Annotated in this window: 14 protein-coding genes; 6 read left to right on the top strand and 8 right to left on the bottom strand. The window is 65.1% G+C overall.

The window, feature by feature from the left end; genetic code table 11:
* Positions 1-7 precede the first annotated feature (7 nt).
* The 6 genes from ELY13_RS09730 to cobA all read left to right on the top strand — a co-directional run bounded on the left by ELY13_RS09730 (position 8) and on the right by cobA (position 8978).
* A complete protein-coding gene (locus ELY13_RS09730; RefSeq protein ID WP_126173723.1) occupies positions 8-1216 on the top strand; it encodes a nitrate/nitrite transporter in 1209 nt (402 codons plus the stop codon).
* A gap of 79 nt (positions 1217-1295) precedes the next feature.
* Positions 1296-2528, top strand: coding sequence for an alginate export family protein (locus ELY13_RS09725; protein ID WP_126173722.1), 1233 nt, complete (start codon positions 1296-1298; stop codon positions 2526-2528).
* Positions 2529-2734: 206 nt separating this feature from the next.
* A complete protein-coding gene (nirB, locus tag ELY13_RS09720) occupies positions 2735-5236 on the top strand; it encodes a nitrite reductase large subunit NirB (protein ID WP_241233625.1) in 2502 nt (833 codons plus the stop codon).
* The gene (nirD, locus tag ELY13_RS09715) at positions 5236-5589 is read left to right on the top strand and encodes a nitrite reductase small subunit NirD (protein ID WP_126173818.1); all 354 of its coding nucleotides are present in this window, start codon (positions 5236-5238) and stop codon (positions 5587-5589) included. Before nirB ends, nirD begins: the two co-directional genes overlap by 1 nt.
* Before the next feature lie 3 nt (positions 5590-5592).
* A complete protein-coding gene (locus ELY13_RS09710) occupies positions 5593-8163 on the top strand; it encodes a nitrate reductase (RefSeq protein WP_126173721.1) in 2571 nt (856 codons plus the stop codon).
* Positions 8160-8978, top strand: coding sequence for a uroporphyrinogen-III C-methyltransferase (gene cobA, locus ELY13_RS09705; RefSeq protein WP_126173720.1), 819 nt, complete (start codon positions 8160-8162; stop codon positions 8976-8978). The genes ELY13_RS09710 and cobA overlap by 4 nt, the downstream gene beginning before the upstream one ends.
* On the opposite strand, the gene ELY13_RS09700 is transcribed toward cobA, so the two are convergent.
* The 8 genes from ELY13_RS09700 to ELY13_RS09665 form a co-directional block, all read right to left on the bottom strand.
* Positions 8926-9876 carry a type II secretion system F family protein gene (locus ELY13_RS09700; RefSeq protein ID WP_126173719.1) on the bottom strand — a complete coding sequence of 317 codons (951 nt, stop codon included), beginning with the start codon at positions 9874-9876 and terminating at the stop codon, positions 8926-8928. The two genes, cobA and ELY13_RS09700, sit on opposite strands and share 53 nt — an antisense overlap.
* Entirely contained in the window at positions 9873-10829 is a 957-nt protein-coding gene (locus tag ELY13_RS09695; protein ID WP_126173718.1) for a type II secretion system F family protein, read from the bottom strand. Before ELY13_RS09695 ends, ELY13_RS09700 begins: the two co-directional genes overlap by 4 nt.
* Positions 10830-12245, bottom strand: coding sequence for a TadA family conjugal transfer-associated ATPase (locus ELY13_RS09690; RefSeq protein ID WP_126173717.1), 1416 nt, complete (start codon positions 12243-12245; stop codon positions 10830-10832). It lies immediately after the preceding gene.
* Between the two features lie 123 nt (positions 12246-12368).
* Positions 12369-12551, bottom strand: a complete 183-nt coding sequence (locus ELY13_RS09685; RefSeq protein WP_126173716.1) for a Flp family type IVb pilin — start codon at positions 12549-12551, stop codon at positions 12369-12371.
* 176 nt (positions 12552-12727) lie between these two features.
* Entirely contained in the window at positions 12728-13933 is a 1206-nt protein-coding gene (locus ELY13_RS09680) for an AAA family ATPase (RefSeq protein WP_126173715.1), read from the bottom strand.
* A complete protein-coding gene (locus ELY13_RS09675) occupies positions 13930-15366 on the bottom strand; it encodes a type II and III secretion system protein family protein (protein ID WP_126173714.1) in 1437 nt (478 codons plus the stop codon). The genes ELY13_RS09680 and ELY13_RS09675 overlap by 4 nt, the downstream gene beginning before the upstream one ends.
* Positions 15363-16247: a Flp pilus assembly protein CpaB gene (gene cpaB, locus ELY13_RS09670; RefSeq protein ID WP_164549763.1), complete on the bottom strand. Its 885-nt coding sequence runs from the start codon at positions 16245-16247 to the stop codon at positions 15363-15365. The genes ELY13_RS09675 and cpaB overlap by 4 nt, the downstream gene beginning before the upstream one ends.
* Positions 16248-16256: 9 nt before the next feature.
* A complete protein-coding gene (locus ELY13_RS09665; protein ID WP_126173712.1) occupies positions 16257-16772 on the bottom strand; it encodes an A24 family peptidase in 516 nt (171 codons plus the stop codon).
* Between the last annotated feature and the right edge of the window lie 50 nt (positions 16773-16822).

The following is a 16822-nucleotide window of genomic DNA, read 5'->3' as shown; positions in this document are numbered from 1 at the left end:
CACACCCATGAACAGGAGCTTCTGGCAGTCGGGTCACCGCCCGACGCTGATCGCGTCGTTTCTCTATTTCGACATGGCCTTCATGGTCTGGGTTATCCTGGGTCCGCTGGCCCCGTTGGTGTCAGAGGATCTCGGTCTCAGTCCCGCGCAGAAGGGCTTCATGGTCGCCGTACCCAACCTTGCCGGTGCCTTGCTGCGCATCGTGATGGGTCTGCTGGGTGACCGGATCGGACAGAAACGTGCCGGTGCCCTGGGCCAAGTGGTCGTCATCGGCGGGTTGCTTGCGGCATACCTGATCGGCATCGGCAGCTTTGCTTCCGTTCTTCTGCTGGGCGTGGTGCTCGGCTTTGCAGGGGCGAGCTTCGCGGTGGCGCTGCCGCTCGCCAGCCGCTGGTATCCGCCCGAGCATCAGGGCAAGGCGCTTGGCGTGGCAGGCATGGGCAATTCGGGCACGGTGCTTGCCTCACTGTTCGCGCCGACGCTTGCTGCCGCGCTGGGGTGGACCAGCGTGCTTGGCCTGGCCTGCATCCCGCTGGCGATCGTCTTCGTGGCCTACATGGTGATGGCCAAGGATTCGCCCGACCAGCCGCCCCCGATGACATGGTCGGTGTACCTCCAACCGCTGAAGGATCGGGATGCCTGGTGGTTCATGCTTTTCTACGGCGTGACGTTCGGCGGCTTTGTCGGGCTTACGGCTTCGCTGTCGATCTACTTCGTTGACCAATTCGGATTGACGGCGGTTGAGGCAGGCTATGCCACCGCTGGATGCGTGTTCGCTGGATCGCTGATCCGGCCGCTGGGCGGGGCGATGGCGGACCGGTTCGGCGGGATCCGGACGCTGTCGTTCGTCTACATGCTGGCGGCGGTGACGCTGGTCGCGATCAGCACCGGACCAAGCTCACTCGCGGTGGCCCTCGCTCTGTTCGTCGTCGCAATGCTTTCGTTCGGCACTGGAAACGGAGCGGTGTTCCAGCTCGTTCCGCAGCGGTTCCGCAGGGAAATTGGGGTAATGACAGGGCTGGTCGGGTGCGCTGGCGGGATCGGCGGGTTCTTCCTGTCCAGTTCCCTCGGCTTGGCGGAACAGTACACCGGCAGTCCGCAGGCCGGATTTCTGGTATTCGCCGTAATCGCACTGATAGCACTCGGCGGGTTGACGGTAGTAAAGGTCCGTTGGCGGACAACGTGGGGCGCGGCCGTTCAGGGCGTGCGTATCTGATGGTCGGCAGGGGACCGGCCCGTCAGCGGCCGGCCCGTTCGAGAGGACAGCCTGACGGGCTTCTTCGGGAGTTCGTTCAATGAATACGAGATCATGCCTTGCCTCCGGCCTTGGGGCGGCCGTCCTTGCGCTGTCGTCCCCGGCTTTCGCCCAGGAGCCAGTCGTCATCGGGGAAGGGATCACTCTCGATCCGATCCTTGAGCTTCGGATGCGCTATGAACGGGTTGAGCAGGACAACGCGCTGCAGGATGCGGATGCGCTGACCGCTCGCCTGCGGGCTGGGTTCGAGGTGAAGGCCGGCGACTTTGCCGTGCTGGGGGAAGGTCTGGGGACGGTGGCGCTGACCGACAGCTACAACGCCTTTGCCTTCCCGGTCGTGTCCGATCAGCGCCGGCCGCTCTATTCCGTCGTCTCGGACGCGGAAAACCTTGAGATCAACCGGTTGCAGCTTTCGTGGACAGGCAGCAACAAGGAAGTGATCGTGGGGCGGCAGCGGATCGCTCTCGACGACTGGCGCTGGGTCTCGGCGGCTCCCTGGCGTCAGAATGAGCAGACATTCGACGCTGTGCGGGCGCAGGCGGCGTTCGGACCGATGGCGTTCGATGCGACATACGCCATCAGCCAGCGCACCGCGTTCGGCCGCGATGCCGGACCGCATCAGGCGTATGACGGCGACTTCATTTTCCTCAACTCCGGCGTGAACGCCGGGCCGGTGAAGCTGAAGGGCTTTTCCTACCTGATCGACTATGACGATCCTTTGGTCGAGGCGTTGTCGAGCCAGACGTACGGCGTCCTCGCGACCGCGAACGTGCCGCTGGTGCTCGCGAATGTCGACCTGAAGGCGAGCTATGCCCGGCAGCTGGACTGGCGGACCGGCGCCCGCGACTATGCGGCCGACTACATGGCTGCCGAAGCCGGGGCGAGCGTGCTCGGCTTCGGGGTGACCGGGGGGTGGGAGAAGCTGGGCAGCGACAACGGCTTCGCCCTCCAGACTCCATTGGCGGCTCGGCACAGGTTCAATGGGCTGGCGGACATGTTCGTGACCACGCCGAACGCGGGGCTGGAGGATGCCTATGTCACGATCGGGCGGAAGTTCACGGCTGTGCCGCTGCTTCCGGGGCTCAACGCTGCTCTGACGTATCACCAGTTCGACAGCGATGTGGGCGATGTCGAATACGGGCATGAATGGGATGCGACGCTCGGCTTCAACATCGGCAGGGTCAGCCTGCTGGCCGTGTATGCGGATTACGATGCCGTTTCCTTCGCCGTCGACACGACGAAAATCTACCTGATGGCAGGCGTGAGCTTCTGATCTTCATGCTGCAACGCAAAATGCGCTTGCAGTCAGGGGGGCGAATCGGTTAGTCTTGCTTCAGACGAACGGTTCGCCCTCCACCGTAGGAGGGCTGCAGGGGCCTTTCGACACCCAATCACATGCGTGGCAACGGTGCCGCCAGTTGAATCCTTCGGGATGAAACTTGGCGGCTTTTTTGCGTGCGCGTTTTGAAAGGACGACGAGTGAACGCGCAGACAGGCTTTGAGCAGGCCGCTTCAACCGAGACGCGAGAGCGGCTGGTGGTGATCGGCAACGGCATGGCCGGATGCCGGGCAGTCGAGGAAATCCTCGCCCGCGATCCTCACCGCTTTTCCATCACGATCTTCGGCGCCGAGCCGCGCGTGAACTATAACCGGATCATGCTTTCGCCCGTGCTCGCCGGTGAGAAGACGTTCGACGACATCGTGCTCAACACTCCCGAGTGGTACGCGTCGAACGGGATCGCGCTGGTCACCGGCGATCCCGTGGTCCACATCGACCGGGAGCACCGGCAGGTCGTTTCGCAGTCCGGCCATGTCGAGCCGTTCGACAAGCTCCTGATCGCCACCGGGTCCGATCCGTTCGTGATCCCAGTGCCGGGAAAGGACCTTCCCGGTGTCGTGACCTTCCGCGATCTCGATGATGTCGAGCGGATGCTTTCTGCCGCCGATCGCGGCGGCAGCGCAGTGGTGATCGGCGGCGGGCTGCTTGGCCTTGAGGCCGCACACGGCTTGTCCCTGCGCGGGATGAAGGTCACCGTGATCCACCTGATGGGCACGCTGATGGAGCGCCAGCTGGACGAAGCGGCCGGCTGGCTGCTCAAGGCCGAGCTCGAAAAGCGCGGCCAGACCATCCTGACCGAAGCGAACACCGACGCGATTCTGGAGAAGGACGGCCATGTCGCCGGGGTCCGGCTGAATGATGGGCGGGAAATTGCCGCCGACATCGTGGTGATGGCGGTCGGCATCCGGCCCAACACCGCGCTCGCCAAGGCGGCCGGGCTGGACACCGAACGCGGCATCATGGTCGACGATCACATGATCACCTCCGACCCGGCGATCCTCGCGGTTGGGGAATGCGTCCAGCATCGCGGGACTTGCTACGGCCTTGTCGCCCCCCTGTGGGAGATGTGCCGCGCGCTGGCGGACAAGGTGACGGAGAAGGCGCCCGAAGGTTCGGGTTATGCCGGATCGGTTACCTCGACCAAGCTCAAGGTATCGGGGATCGACCTGTTTTCCGCTGGGGACTTTACCGGCGGGGAGGGCACCGAGGATATCGTGATGCGCGATGCCGCGCGCGGTGTGTACAAGCGGGTAGTCCTGAAGGACAACCGACTGATCGGTGCGGTGCTCTATGGTGATACCGCCGACGGCAGCTGGTATTTCGACCTGCTGAAGAAGGAAGAAGACCTTTCGGACATTCGCGAAGCGCTGATCTTCGGGCAAGCGTTCGCGTCCGGAGGTGCGCTCGGGGACCCTAACGCTGCCGTTGCGGCGCTCTCGGATGATGCCGAGATCTGCGGCTGCAACGGCGTTTCCAAGGGCCAGGTCGTCGACACCATCAAGGCCGGGGCATGCAGCCTTGCCGCCGTCCGTTCCCAGTGCAAGGCGAGCGCGAGCTGCGGTTCGTGCACCGGGCTGGTCGAAAGCCTGCTGGCGCTGACGCTGGGCGAAGACGTGCAGGAAGGCCCCAAGACGCTGTGTGGCTGCACCAGCTTCACCCATGACGACGTGCGCCGCCTGATCCTGGAAAAGGAATTGAAGGCGATCCCGGAAGTGATGCAGGAACTGCACTGGGAATCTCCCGAGGGCTGCGCGTCCTGCCGTCCGGCGCTCAATTATTACCTGCTGTGCGCCTGGCCCGGCGAGTACGAGGACGACCAGAAGAGCCGCTACGTCAATGAGCGGCTGCACGCCAACATCCAGAAGGATGGCACGTATTCGGTGGTACCCCGGATGTGGGGCGGGATCACCAATCCGCAGGAACTGCGGGCGATCGCGGACGTGGTCGAAAAGTACAACGCGCCGATGGTGAAGGTTACCGGTGGGCAGCGCCTGGATATCTTCGGCATCCGCAAGGAAGATCTTCCGTCTGTCTGGGCCGATCTCAACGCTGCCGGGATGGTTTCGGGCCATGCCTACGGAAAGTCCCTGCGCACGGTGAAGACTTGCGTCGGGTCGGAGTGGTGCCGGTTCGGAACGCAGGACTCCACCGGTCTCGGCGTCAAGCTGGAACGGATGACCTGGGGCAGCTGGATGCCGCACAAGTTCAAGATCGCGGTCAGCGGCTGTCCGAGAAATTGCGCCGAAGCGACGATCAAGGACTTTGGCGTGGTCTGCGTGGACTCCGGCTATGAGCTGCACGTTGGCGGCAACGGCGGCATGAAGCTGCGCGGCACCGACTTGCTGTGCAAGGTCGCAACCGAGCAGGAAGTGATGGATGTCTGCGCTGCCTTCACGCAGCTCTACCGCGAACAGGCGCACTATCTTGAACGCACCGCACCGTGGATCGAGCGAGTCGGGCTCGAATCCGTGAAGGCCCAGCTGTTCGACGATTCCGAGGCCGTCAAATGGCTCGCCGGGCGCTTCCGCTACTCCCAGCAGTTCATGCAGGACGACCCGTGGGAAAAGCGCGCCGCGGGCGATCGCAACGATCTTCACGCCCATCTGGGCGAAGTCCGTCCCCTTTTGCTGGAGAACGCATGATGCATGGCCTTTGGCTCGATATCGGTCCCGTTACGCAGATCGAACCCGGTTCGGCCCGGACACTTCCGGTCGTCGGCGGAGAAGAAATCGCGGTGTTCCGCACCATGCGGGGCGAGATCTACGCGCTCGTAAACAAGTGCCCGCACAAGCAAGGGCCGCTTAGCCAGGGGATCATCCATGGCGACAGCGTCACTTGCCCGCTGCACAACTTCCGCATCTCGCTGAAGACCGGCGAAGCGCTGGGCGATGATGAGGGCTGCACGCCGACGATCCCCCTGAAGGTCGATGCCGGGCGCATCTTCCTGCTGCGCGAGGCAGTGCTCGGGCCGGTTCCTGCGCAGCAGGCGGCCTGAACGATGGCGCCCATCCGTACCACCTGCGCCTATTGCGGCGTCGGTTGCGGCATCGCGGCGACGGTGAGCGCCGACCGCCAGGTGCGGATCGAGGGTGACAGGCACCATCCCGCCAACCGGGGGGCGCTGTGCTCAAAAGGGACGCACCTGGGCGAAACGGTCGGGCTGGAGGGGCGCCTGCTGCACCCGATGATCGGGGATGAGCGGGCAAGCTGGGATGGGGCGCTGGACGAAGTTGCCGGCCGGATGCGGGACACCATCGCGGCGCACGGCCCGGACAGCGTTGCCTTCTACGTTTCCGGCCAGCTTCTGACGGAAGACTATTACCTCGCCAACAAGCTGATGAAGGGGTTCGTCGGTTCGGCCAACATCGACACCAACTCGCGCCTGTGCATGGCGAGTGCGGTGGCGGCCCACAACCGGGCCTTCGGTGAGGACGTGGTGCCGTGCTCCTACGAGGATCTCGATTGCGCCGACCTGATAATCCTCGTCGGGTCGAACACGGCCTGGTGCCATCCGGTCATCTGGCAGCGGATCGAGAAGACGCGGGAACGGCGCGGTACGAAGATCGTGGTGATCGATCCGCGCCGGACCGAAACAGCCGAACAAGCGGACTTGCACATCGCAATCCCCCCGGACGGCGATGTCGACCTGTTCAATGCGCTTCTCGCCGACATGAAGGCCCAAGGCGTTACGGACGAGAAATTTCTGCGCGGCTCCTGCGCCGTTCCCCCGAACTTCTGGGATGGGCTGGACTGCGATCCCGGTATTCCTGCGTCCAAGTTCCGCAAACTGGCGGATCTCGTGGCGGCGCACCCCCGCATGGTCACGGTGTTCAGCCAAGGCGCCAACCAGTCCGTCTGCGGGACGGACAAGGGCAATGCGATCCTAAACCTGCATCTCGCAACCGGGCGGATCAATCGGATCGGGGCGGGGCCGTTCAGCATCACCGGCCAACCGAACGCCATGGGCGGGCGCGAAGTCGGGGGGCTGGCCAGCACACTGGCCTGCCACCTGGGGTTCTCCCCGGAAGAGCGGGCCGATGTCGCGCGGTTCTGGAGCACGCCGAACCTGTGTTCCGGCCCAGGCCTGAAGGCGGTGGACTTGTTCCGCGCGGTTCACGATGGCCGCGTCCGCTTCCTGTGGGTGATGGGAACCAACCCAGCGGTGTCTATGCCGGACGCCGGTTTCGTGCGCGAAGCGCTTTCCCGCTGCCCGACCGTGGTGGTGTCCGACATCATGGCGGATACCGATACCGCCCGCTACGCCCATGTTCGCCTGCCCGCGCTCGGCTGGGGGGAAAAGGACGGGACGGTGACGAACTCCGAACGCCGGGTCAGCCGCCAGCGCGCGCTGTTCCGCGCCCCGGGCGAGGCACGGGCCGATTGGCGGATCATCGCCGATGTCGCGGCGCGGCTGGGGTATGCCAAGGCCTTCGCCTACAGCAGCCCGGCGGGCATTTTCCGCGAGTATGCGGCGATGACCGCGCTTGCCGGAAAGCACGGCAAGCTGCTCGATCTGACGCAATGGGCCGATTGCAGCGATTCCGAGTATGAGAGAATGCAGCCGTTCCAGTGGGGCGGCAACCACCCGCTGGCGCGCAAGGCGGCAACCGCCGACGGCCGGTTCAACCTGATCGCGGTATCGCCCGGGGAGGCAGAGTCCGCTTCCGGCTTTCCCCTGCGGCTCAACACGGGGCGTTACCGCGACCAGTGGCACACGATGACGCGCACCGGCCTCAGCCCGAAACTGGCGCTCCACCGGCGAGAGCCGCTGCTGGAAATCCATGCCGAGGATGCGGTTCGGTTCGGCCTTGAGGAAGGCGGGCTGGCCCAGGTTTCCACGCCCCACGGGTCCGCTGCCTACCGCGTGGCGGTTCGGGACAGCCAGCGCCGGGGCGAAGTCTATGTCCCGATGCACTGGGGCGATGCCTTCGCCAGTATCGGGCGTACGGGGCGCCTGGCGACCCCGGCAACCGATCCGGTGTCCGGGCAACCCGGCTTCAAGAACACCCCGGCGCTCGTTGAGCCGATCGCCCCCGACTGGCGCGGGTTCCTGCTGACCCGGACGCCCACCACCCCGACTGCCCTCTGGTGGTCGCGATCCCGGGTGGAAGGCGGCTGGCTGGCTGAGCTGGCCGGCATGGGGGCTGTCGATACCGATAGCCTCCTGCCCGAGGGGCACCAGAGCGAGGCATGCGACCTGGCTCGCGGAATGCGGCGGATCGTGGTGTGCGATGAAGCAGGCCAACTGGTTGCAGCGCTGTATCTCACGCGCTCCGGGGTGCTGCCGCCGCGAGAATGGATCGCCGGGCAGTTGGCGCAGGAGCCGGCCAGCCTGCCGGAATGGCTTGCGGCACGGCCCGCCAAGCCGCAGCCGTCCAAGGGCCCGATCGTCTGCGTGTGCCACGACATTGGGGAGCAGCAAGTGCTCGCCGCTGTCGAAGGTGGCGCCACCGATGTCGCGCGGATCGGCGCCTGCACGGGAGCGGGAACCAACTGCGGCAGCTGCCGCCCGTTGCTGGCGCGGATCCTTGCCGATACACAAGTCGCAATTCAGGAGGCGGCACAGTGAACGATTTCGAACCCGGAACCGTGTGGCTGGTCGGCGCAGGCCCCGGCGATCCCGAATTGCTGACTCGCAAGGCAGAGCGGCTGATCCGCGCCGCCGACGTCGTATTCTACGATGCGCTGGTCGGGCCCGGCGTGCTGGAGCTTGTCCCATCCAGCGCCCGGCAGGTCTCGGTCGGCAAGCGATCCGGTCGCCATTCCAAGGACCAGAAGACCATCGACGCGCTGATCGTCGAGGCGGCCCTTGAAGGGGCGCGGGTGGTGCGGTTGAAAGGCGGCGATCCGGCAATTTTCGGGCGCGCGACCGAGGAGCTGGACGCCTGCCTGGCCGCCGGTGTCCCGGTCCAGATATGTCCCGGGATCACGGCCGCCAGCGCGGCCGCGGCGGGCCTGAACTTGTCGCTGACCTTGCGAGGACAAGCGCGGCGGCTGACGTTCGTCACCGCACATGCCCGCGCCGGGGAGGAGCTGAAGCTCGACTGGCAGGCCCTTGCCGATCCCGACACGACGCTGGCAGTCTACATGGGCAAGGCCGCCGCTTCGGTGGTTTCAGCCCGGTTGATCGAGGCCGGACTTCCCGGGGATACGCCCGTTGCGCTGGTGGAAAACGCCAGCTTGCCGACAGAGCGCCGGTTCCACACCCGGCTCGACCTGCTGCCGCTCGCCGCGCGGACCGCGCTGGGAGATGGCCCGGCCCTGATCCTGATCGGAAAGGCCGTTGCGCAAGCGGGCGCGCAGGAGACTGGCTCCCGGCAGTCCGGATTAGTCAGCCGCCAACCGTCAGCAACGCCTGCACGATCGCCGGCCCGATCAGGATGATGAACAGCGGCGGCAGGATGAACACGATCATCGGCACGGTGAGCACGGCCGGCAGCCGTGCGGCTTTCTGCTCCGCCCGCATCATCCGGGTAGAGCGGAATTCCTGAGACAGCACGCGCAGCGCCTGGGCAAGCGGAGTGCCGTACTTCTCCGTCTGGGCCAGTGTGTTCACCAGCGCCTCGATCTCCGCGATCGGCGTCCGTTTCGCAAGGTTGCCCAGCGCTTTTCGGCGGTCGGGCAGGAAGCCCAGCTCCACCGCCGACAGGCCAAACTCGTCGGCCATTTCGGGCCAGCTCGGTCCAATTTCCCTGGCGACGCGCTTGATTGCAGCGTCGAGGCTCAGACCAGCTTCGGCGCAGATCACCAGCAGGTCCAGCGCTTCCGGCAAACCCTTCAGGACTTTCTGGTGTCGCCGCTTGCCGACGTTCTTCAGCAGCATCTTGGGCAGGAGGCCGCCCGCCGCGATTCCGGCTACCCCGGCAGCAACATGGGTGGTGAACGTGATGTCCTCCACCAGCGACGGAGCAAGAATGTAGAACGCAAGCGCGAGCACCACCGGGCTGGCGATCCGGACGGCCAGAAAGACGATGACGGCTTCAGGGGATCTCCAGCCAGCCTGCACCAGCAGCCCGGAGGCTTCCTCTTCCTCCTTGCTTTGCACGCGCTTCAGTCGCTGGACAACACGCTTGGCTATGCCTTTGGTCTTGCGGCGCCTGATGTCGCGAGGAGCAAGCCAGGCCGCCCGCAACTGATCGCGCCGGCGGGCATGGCTGCGAGCCCGCGCGGCGACGTTGTCGACGGGAGCCAGCGCCCGCATGACCGAAAGCAGCGCCAGGAACATGGCGCCGCCCGCTGCGATCGCTACGGCCGAGCTGTCGAGCGCGAGCGGAGCAGTCATATCTCGAACCGGATCATGCGGGCCATGATCAGCGCCCCGATGACGAGGCTGGCGAACCCGCCCGCAGCCAGCATCCGGCCAAGCGGTTCGGTGATCAGCACCGTCAGATAGTCCGGACTGACCAGCATCATCAGCACGGCCATGACGAAGGGCAGGGAGCCGATGATCAGCGCGCTGGCAGTGGCTTCGGAAGCCATCGCCTTGATCTTCAGCCGCATCTGGGCCCTTGCGCGCAGGATCTGGCCCAGATTGTCCAGCGTCTCGGCAAGGTTGCCGCCCGTTTCCCGCTGGACCGACAAGCTGATGACCAGGAAATTGAACTCGGTGATGTCCAGCCGGCGCGCCGTGGACCACATCGCGTCTTCAAGCGATTGCCCCAGCCGGACCTGATGCACGATCCCCGTAAATTCCTGGCTTAGCGGACCGGAACTTTCCTGCGCCACGGCGGCCACCGTTTCCCCAATGGGCAAGCCGGCGCGCAATCCCCGGACAATCAGGCCGATTGCATCGGGAAGTGCCTTGAGAAACCGCGCGCTGCGCCGCGCACCGATCCTGCCGACAACAACGTGGGGCAGGAAGATGCCGGCCGCGCCGCCGAGCAGGATCGCGCCTGCCAACCCGGCGCCGATTGTCAGCAACAAGCCGGCGACAAGCACCGTCACCCCGGCGGTGGCGGCAAGATAATGGCCGATGGTCAGCCGCAGCCCGGTCGCTTCGAGCCGCGCTCGCAGGATGGCCGGACGCGGAAGCAGACGCTGGGCCAACTGGTCGAGCGGGCCGGCCTGATTGCGCGTGATCCGGCCCGGCCCGGCGGAGGTCGTCTTCGTCCAGCCCCGGCTGACTTCCAGCGCCCGGGCCCGGCGGACGACTGAGCTTCTTTTGCCTTGTTTCAGCGCATATGCACCGCCGAACACGGCGACTGCCAGGAACGCCGCGGTAAGCAGGAACAGCATCTATCCAATCGCCTCGATCAGGACGCGATCGAGCCCGAAGTACTCCGCTCTTTGCGTGAAATGGGGCCTCAGGCCAGCCGATTCGAAGCGGCCCTTCAGCTTGCCGTCCGTTCCTTCCCCTTCGAATTTGAAGGAGAACAGTTCCTGCGTGGTGACGACATCGCCCTCCATCCCGACGACTTCAGTGATGCTGGTGATGCGCCGCACCCCGTCGCGCATCCGGCTGACTTGCACGATCATGTGCACCGCTCCCGCGATCTGCGCGCGCATCGCCCGTGGGGGCAGGTTGATCCCGGACATGCTGACCATGTTTTCCAGGCGGGTCAGCGCTTCGCGCGGATTGTTGGCGTGGATGGTGCCAAGCGACCCGTCGTGCCCGGTGTTCATCGCCTGCAGCATGTCGATTGCTTCGCCGCCGCGAATTTCACCCAGGATGATCCGGTCGGGGCGCATCCGCAGCGCATTCTTTACCAGATCGCGCATGCTGATTTCGCCCTTGCCCTCAAGATTGGCGGGGCGGGTCTCCAGGCGCACGACGTGGGGCTGCTGAAGCTGCAACTCGGCTGCGTCCTCGATCGTCACGACACGTTCGTCGGTCGCGATCATCTGGGACAAGGCGTTAAGCAGCGTCGTCTTGCCCGATCCGGTGCCCCCCGAAATCAGGATGTTCAGCCTTGAACGAGAGGCAATCTTCAGGACGGTTGCCATGGCGTGCGAGAGGTTCTGCTGGTTCGCCATGATATCAAGGCTGATCGCCTTCTTGGAGAACTTGCGGATCGAGATCGAAGCACCGTCGATCGCCAGCGGCGGGATGATGATGTTGACGCGGCTGCCGTCGGGCAGGCGGGCATCGACCAGCGGAGAGGATTCGTCGACCCGGCGACCGATCCGGCTGACGATCCGGGTCGCCACGCTCATCAGGTGTTCGTTATGCCGGAAACGGGCGGGTGACAGGACGAGCTTGCCGCGTTGTTCGACATAGATCTGGTCCGGTCCGTTCACCATGATATCGGTGATGGTATCGTCGGCCAGCAGCGGTTCGAGCGGGCCGAGACCGAGCATGTTGTCGAGCAGGAGAGTGAGCAGCCGGTCCTGTTCCCGGTGGTTCAGCTGGAGCTTGAGCTCGCGAATGGCCTCGGGCGCGATTTCCGCCAGCTCACTTCTCAACTCGTCACGTTCGAGCTTGCTGGCGGCCTCGCTGTCGATCCGTTCCAGAATGTAGGGTTGAACGAGGCGGGCAGCCTCCTGCACCGTGTCGGGTGTGTCGTTGGCCGCCGGGGCGGACACTGCGGACGGAAATACCTCGATCTCGGGAAGCACGCCGGGCGCGGGTGCCGGGGCGGCAGCGATCCCGTCAACCGGGCCGGGAAGTGGCGCAACGGCGCCTGGTTCGCTTCTGGGCTTACGTCCGAACATCGGATGCCTCTTGCCCGATCCTGAAGGTGGTTCCGATCAGATGATCGGGCGACGTTCTTGAAAGGAAGCCCCGGGCTGATGTCGCCCGGGGCCATATAGTCGGATATTGGTTCCTGACGCTACTTACGCCGTCGGCGCTGCCGTTCCCGTTTCAGTAGCGATGCTTTGAAACTTCGCCGTCAGATTGCCTCCGATGGTGTTCGCAGCGACAATGACACCAAGGGAGATAAGCGCTGCGATCATCCCGTACTCGATCGCGGTGGCACCGCTGTTGTCTGCGGAAAGCTTTCTAATAAGTTTGAACATTCCTGTTCCCCTTCTTCTACCGTCCTCAAGGATGCGTAGCCGCTGGGGCCTGCTCCCGATTCGGATAGTGTTCCTTTGCTCTGTTCATGAGTATCGGTAGGGATACTTACTTGAGTAGCTTCCTACGTTTCCGTGGTGTTTAGGCAACATATTGAAATTGCGGGATGACCTGCTTGTCAGGACCCGAACAGCCGCTTCAGCAGGCTCTTTTCCGGAGCCTTGTCCGGCTTGTCTTCGGTCGACGGTTGGATTTGCCCGAGCAGGCGGCCGAATTCGGCCGCGAACGGATTTTCGGCCGCCGTTTCGATCAGGGACTTGCCCTGATCGGCCGCCGCCGCCGCCGCCTTGGGATCGTCCGGGAGGCGGAAATCGAACTTGGCGCCGATACCCCGCTCAAACTCTGGCTGGGGCACTTCGCCAACGATTCCGCCAACCCGGTTTCCCACCAGTAGGCGGCGCGCGGCGGGATTGATGTCCTGGCACAGTTTCAGCAAGCGCTTGGTGTCGCGCATGCTGACAAGGCTGAGGTCCGCGGCGATGCAGATAACCTCCGCCTGGGCCAAGGCGCCCCTGCCAAGGCTGTCGAGCCGTCGGGGCACATCCAGCACGACTTGATCACTGTCCGGCTGGAGCGCTTCCAGCAGGGCTTTCAGGCCTTGTTCCCCGACCTGGATATCGGCTTCCAAACTTTCTTCGGCGCTAAGGATGCGCAGTCGCTCACTTTCCTGGCTCATGGCCGAGGCGATCAGCAGTGTATCGATCCGGTCCGGAGTGCCGAGAATTTCACGCAGTCCGCGTGAAGGCTCCAAGTCCAGCGTCATGGCCACCGAGCCGAACTGCAGATCGAGATCGACCAGCACGGTCCGTTGCTGGTGGCGGTGGGCAAGAGCCCAGGCGAGGGACGTGGCAATGCTGCTCGAGCCGGCCCCGCCGCGCGAGCCGATTACCGCAACGACTTGCGTCGATGTGGTTTTTTCCGGCAGCGCGGGTGTCAAGGAGGTGCGCACGCGCTGAAGCGCGGAAGCGACCTGCTGCGGGTCCAGGGGTTTGATCAGGTAATCGCTCACCCCCATCTCGATCAGCTTGCGGTAGAGGTGGATATCGTTGACCGACCCAAGCGCGATCACGCGGGTGTGCTGTTCGCACTCATCGGCCAGCTGGTCCACGGCCGCGATCAGGTCATCGGCTTCGCTCAGATCGACCAGCAGGATCTCCGGCGCCCGGCCCAGGGACAGCGCCTGCAAGGCAGCCGGCAATCCGCCGGGGTGGATTCCATCGTCGCCGAGACCGGCCATGCGCGCAGCCTCGGCGACGGATTCGATCGCTTGCCCGTCGGTGAGGAATGCCTGGAAACGGAGGGCGTCTGGGAGTTTCGCGGTCATTGGGATCCAGGCTCGAGCGTTGTGCTGGCATCGGGCAGCCGCTTGACTTCTCCACGCCGGAACCTTCGCGCCGGATCCGTTCCTGCGCTGCCTTGCGTCGGGGCAAGGTCCAGGGGATCGTGCAGGTCTTCCGGATAGGCGACCATCGATGCCAGGTTTGTCTCTGTCGTCCCAATCGTCCGGTCGTTCTCCAGCAGATCGACCGGCGTCGGCAGGGGCTGGCTTACCGGACGGACGAGATAAGGCGTGACGATGATCACCAGCTCCGTCTTCTTCTGCTGGAAACGGGTGGACCGGAACAGCTGGCCGAGGACGGGAAGATCGCCGAGACCCGGCAGCCGTTCGACTTCGCGCCCGGTCGTATTCTGCAGCAGGCCTGCGATCGCGAAGCTTTGCCCGCTGCCAAGCTCCACGGTCGTTTCCGCCCATCGCGTGGTCAGGGCTGGCACGGTAATGCCGTTGAGCGTGATGGCCCCATCGCTGGAAAGCTGGCTGACTTCCGGCCGGACGTCGAGGCTGATCCGATCGGCGTCGAGCACGGTGGCCACGAAGGACAGGCTGACCCCGTAACGCTTGTACTCGATGGTAATCTGGTTGAGCCCTTGCGGGACAGGGATCGGGTATTCGCCGCCGGCCAGGAAGCTTGCCGGCTCACCCGACCGGGCCGTGAGATTGGGCTCGGCCAGCACGGTGACCAGGCCCTGGCGTTCAAGTGCGTCGATCAGCAAGTCCACTTGCACGTCAGTCGACTGGAAGCCGCCGTAGATCGTTCCGCTCGTTTCGGGGGGGAGCGGACCGCCGGTGGCGAACCCTGCCGCGAGATTGCCGATGTTTCCGATCGCGTTCCAGTTGAACCCCAGCGCCTGCCCCGCCTCCCGCGAGACCTCCGCCACCCGGACGCGGAGATTGACCTGATTGGATACCGTAAGGGTCAGGCGGTTGATGAGCCGCGCTTCGCGATCCTCGCCGGCTCCGATGAGGCGGCTGGCCATGCGCAGGATTTCCTCTCCCGCCGCCGCTGACGGCACTTCTCCGGACAGGACCAGGGCATCGCCAAGGCTGCTGACCGTGACGCGGCTGTCCGGGGCGTATTGGCGAATAGTCGTTGCCAGACGTTCCTCGTCAAAGCCGACGACGATATCTGTTCCCAGCACTACTCGTTCAGCTGCATCGATCGCGAAGAGCGCGGTGCTGCCCGGTGCCTTGGGCATGACGTAGATCAGCGTCGGCGACCGCACGTGGACATCGGCCACATCCGAATCCGCGACGAACACGGAAGCTGCCGGTCGGGAGAGGCGGATCAGCCGTCCTGCGCCGACGGGGAGCCGCATCTGCGCCCCTCGGGTGGAGACGACTTCCTGCGCGGCAGCCGGATGAACGGACTGGGCGGCTGCCGTTGCCAACAGGATGGCGGCCGCGAGGGGGCGGATCATTGACTTTGGCTCCCGTTGGTTCGCCCACCCCGCACCACCTCCACGGGCGGGGGTGGGGGCGGAGGAGGCGGACCGCCGCGGGCGGGAGAAGGCGGCGCTGGACGGGCTGCCCGTACCGGTGACGGCGCATCGCCGAAGGAGGTGGCGCGACTTGGCCCAGGGTCTTCTTCAGGAGTGCCATCGTTCAACGCAAGGCTGCGCAAGGCGAGCGAAAGCCGCCCGAGTTCGCTGGCTCCGGCCACGGCCTCAGCCTGTCTTGGGGTGACTTCGAGCGTCGCCGTCTGCGGAACGGCGACGTCCTCTTCCTCTCCGCTGGCGGCGCGCTGGTCGATGCCCAGGACCCGGACGTTTCGCAGGACCGTGTTGGTGATGACTCGGCGGCTTCCGCCTTCGCCGTTGATCACGCGGCTGAGGATCAGGTCGATCCGGTCGCCGGGGCGGATGAAACCCGCCACGCCGGTCGCCGCCGATACGCCAATGGTGACGGCGCGAAAGCCGGGTTGCAGAACGGCAGCGAGGAAGCTCCGGTCTTCGGGATCGACCACGTTTCCTTTCGTCACCGGCTGACCGGGGGCAAGCTCCGTCCTCAGGACCGAGCCGGTAAACTGATCGGCCGAGCCGCCGTCGCGGGTGACGTAGTTTTCCAGCGACGCCTCTTCCGGCCAGGCCTGCCAGCCGAGGTCTTCCGCCTTGAGGATCGTGCCGGTGGACAAGGTGCGCCGGGCGACAAGCACCTGAACGGCAGGCTTCTGCGAGCTTGCCGAAGCAGTCGCGCTTGCCCGGGCGACTTCGCTCTGGAGCCACTGCTGCGTCAGCACGACCGTGCCGCCTGCCAGCAGGAAGGCTGCGCCAAGGTAGAGGATGCGGCGATTGCGAGCCACTATGCTCTCCTAGACCAGCGACATGAGGTGGAGGCGGAGAACCCAGAACCCGCCGGCTGCAAGCGGCAGGGCGAACGGCATCGGCGCACGCAGCGCCGGCTGGGCTGCGCTGTGCATGCCAATGGCGGAAATCCGCCGCCCGAACAGGCGCGGCAGCGGAGTGGTCAGCATTGCGATCGCCAGCAGCAGGCTGGCCGCAGACGCAACCATCACGAACGGGCCGAAGTGACCGGCGCCCGCCCACAAGCCAATCGCCGCCGCCAGCTTTACGTCGCCGCCGCCAGCCATCCTGAAGGCGAACAGGAAAACGCCGACCGCGAGGATAAGCATGCCTGCGGCAAGTCCCGTCAGCCACAACTCCGGTTCGAAACGGGGGACGGTGCAAAGGTAACCGGCGAAAATGAGCAGGGATACGCGATTGGGTATCACGAAGCGCTTCGCGTCGCTGATCGCCGCCCAGCCCAGGGCCGCGCCGCACAGTCCAACCCCGATGAGAAACATCACGGTCGAAAAATCCAGGATCATCAACGAATTCCCTCAATCACTTAACGCTAAGAATGGCAGGGGAAGCCGTT

The organism is Altericroceibacterium xinjiangense (assembly GCF_003958635.1).
In the GTDB taxonomy this organism is placed as follows: Bacteria; Pseudomonadota; Alphaproteobacteria; order Sphingomonadales; family Sphingomonadaceae; genus Altericroceibacterium_A; species Altericroceibacterium_A xinjiangense.
Note: the sequence above shows the minus strand (reverse complement) of the source record. Positions and strands in the feature narration are given on the sequence as shown.

Excerpts from the sequence above, each read along its gene's own strand:
- ELY13_RS09675 (WP_126173714.1), bottom strand. The coding sequence starts at position 15,366 with ATGATCCGCCCCCTCGCGGCCGCCATCCTGTTGGCAACGGCAGCCGCC.
- nirD (WP_126173818.1), top strand. The coding sequence starts at position 5,236 with ATGCATGGCCTTTGGCTCGATATCGGTCCCGTTACGCAGATCGAACCC.
- ELY13_RS09710 (WP_126173721.1), top strand. The coding sequence starts at position 5,593 with ATGGCGCCCATCCGTACCACCTGCGCCTATTGCGGCGTCGGTTGCGGC.
- ELY13_RS09680 (WP_126173715.1), bottom strand. The coding sequence starts at position 13,933 with ATGACCGCGAAACTCCCAGACGCCCTCCGTTTCCAGGCATTCCTCACC.
- ELY13_RS09690 (WP_126173717.1), bottom strand. The coding sequence starts at position 12,245 with ATGTTCGGACGTAAGCCCAGAAGCGAACCAGGCGCCGTTGCGCCACTT.
- ELY13_RS09695 (WP_126173718.1), bottom strand. The coding sequence starts at position 10,829 with ATGCTGTTCCTGCTTACCGCGGCGTTCCTGGCAGTCGCCGTGTTCGGC.
- ELY13_RS09685 (WP_126173716.1), bottom strand. The coding sequence starts at position 12,551 with ATGTTCAAACTTATTAGAAAGCTTTCCGCAGACAACAGCGGTGCCACC.
- ELY13_RS09700 (WP_126173719.1), bottom strand. The coding sequence starts at position 9,876 with ATGACTGCTCCGCTCGCGCTCGACAGCTCGGCCGTAGCGATCGCAGCG.
- ELY13_RS09725 (WP_126173722.1), top strand. The coding sequence starts at position 1,296 with ATGAATACGAGATCATGCCTTGCCTCCGGCCTTGGGGCGGCCGTCCTT.
- ELY13_RS09730 (WP_126173723.1), top strand. The coding sequence starts at position 8 with ATGAACAGGAGCTTCTGGCAGTCGGGTCACCGCCCGACGCTGATCGCG.
- ELY13_RS09665 (WP_126173712.1), bottom strand. The coding sequence starts at position 16,772 with ATGATCCTGGATTTTTCGACCGTGATGTTTCTCATCGGGGTTGGACTG.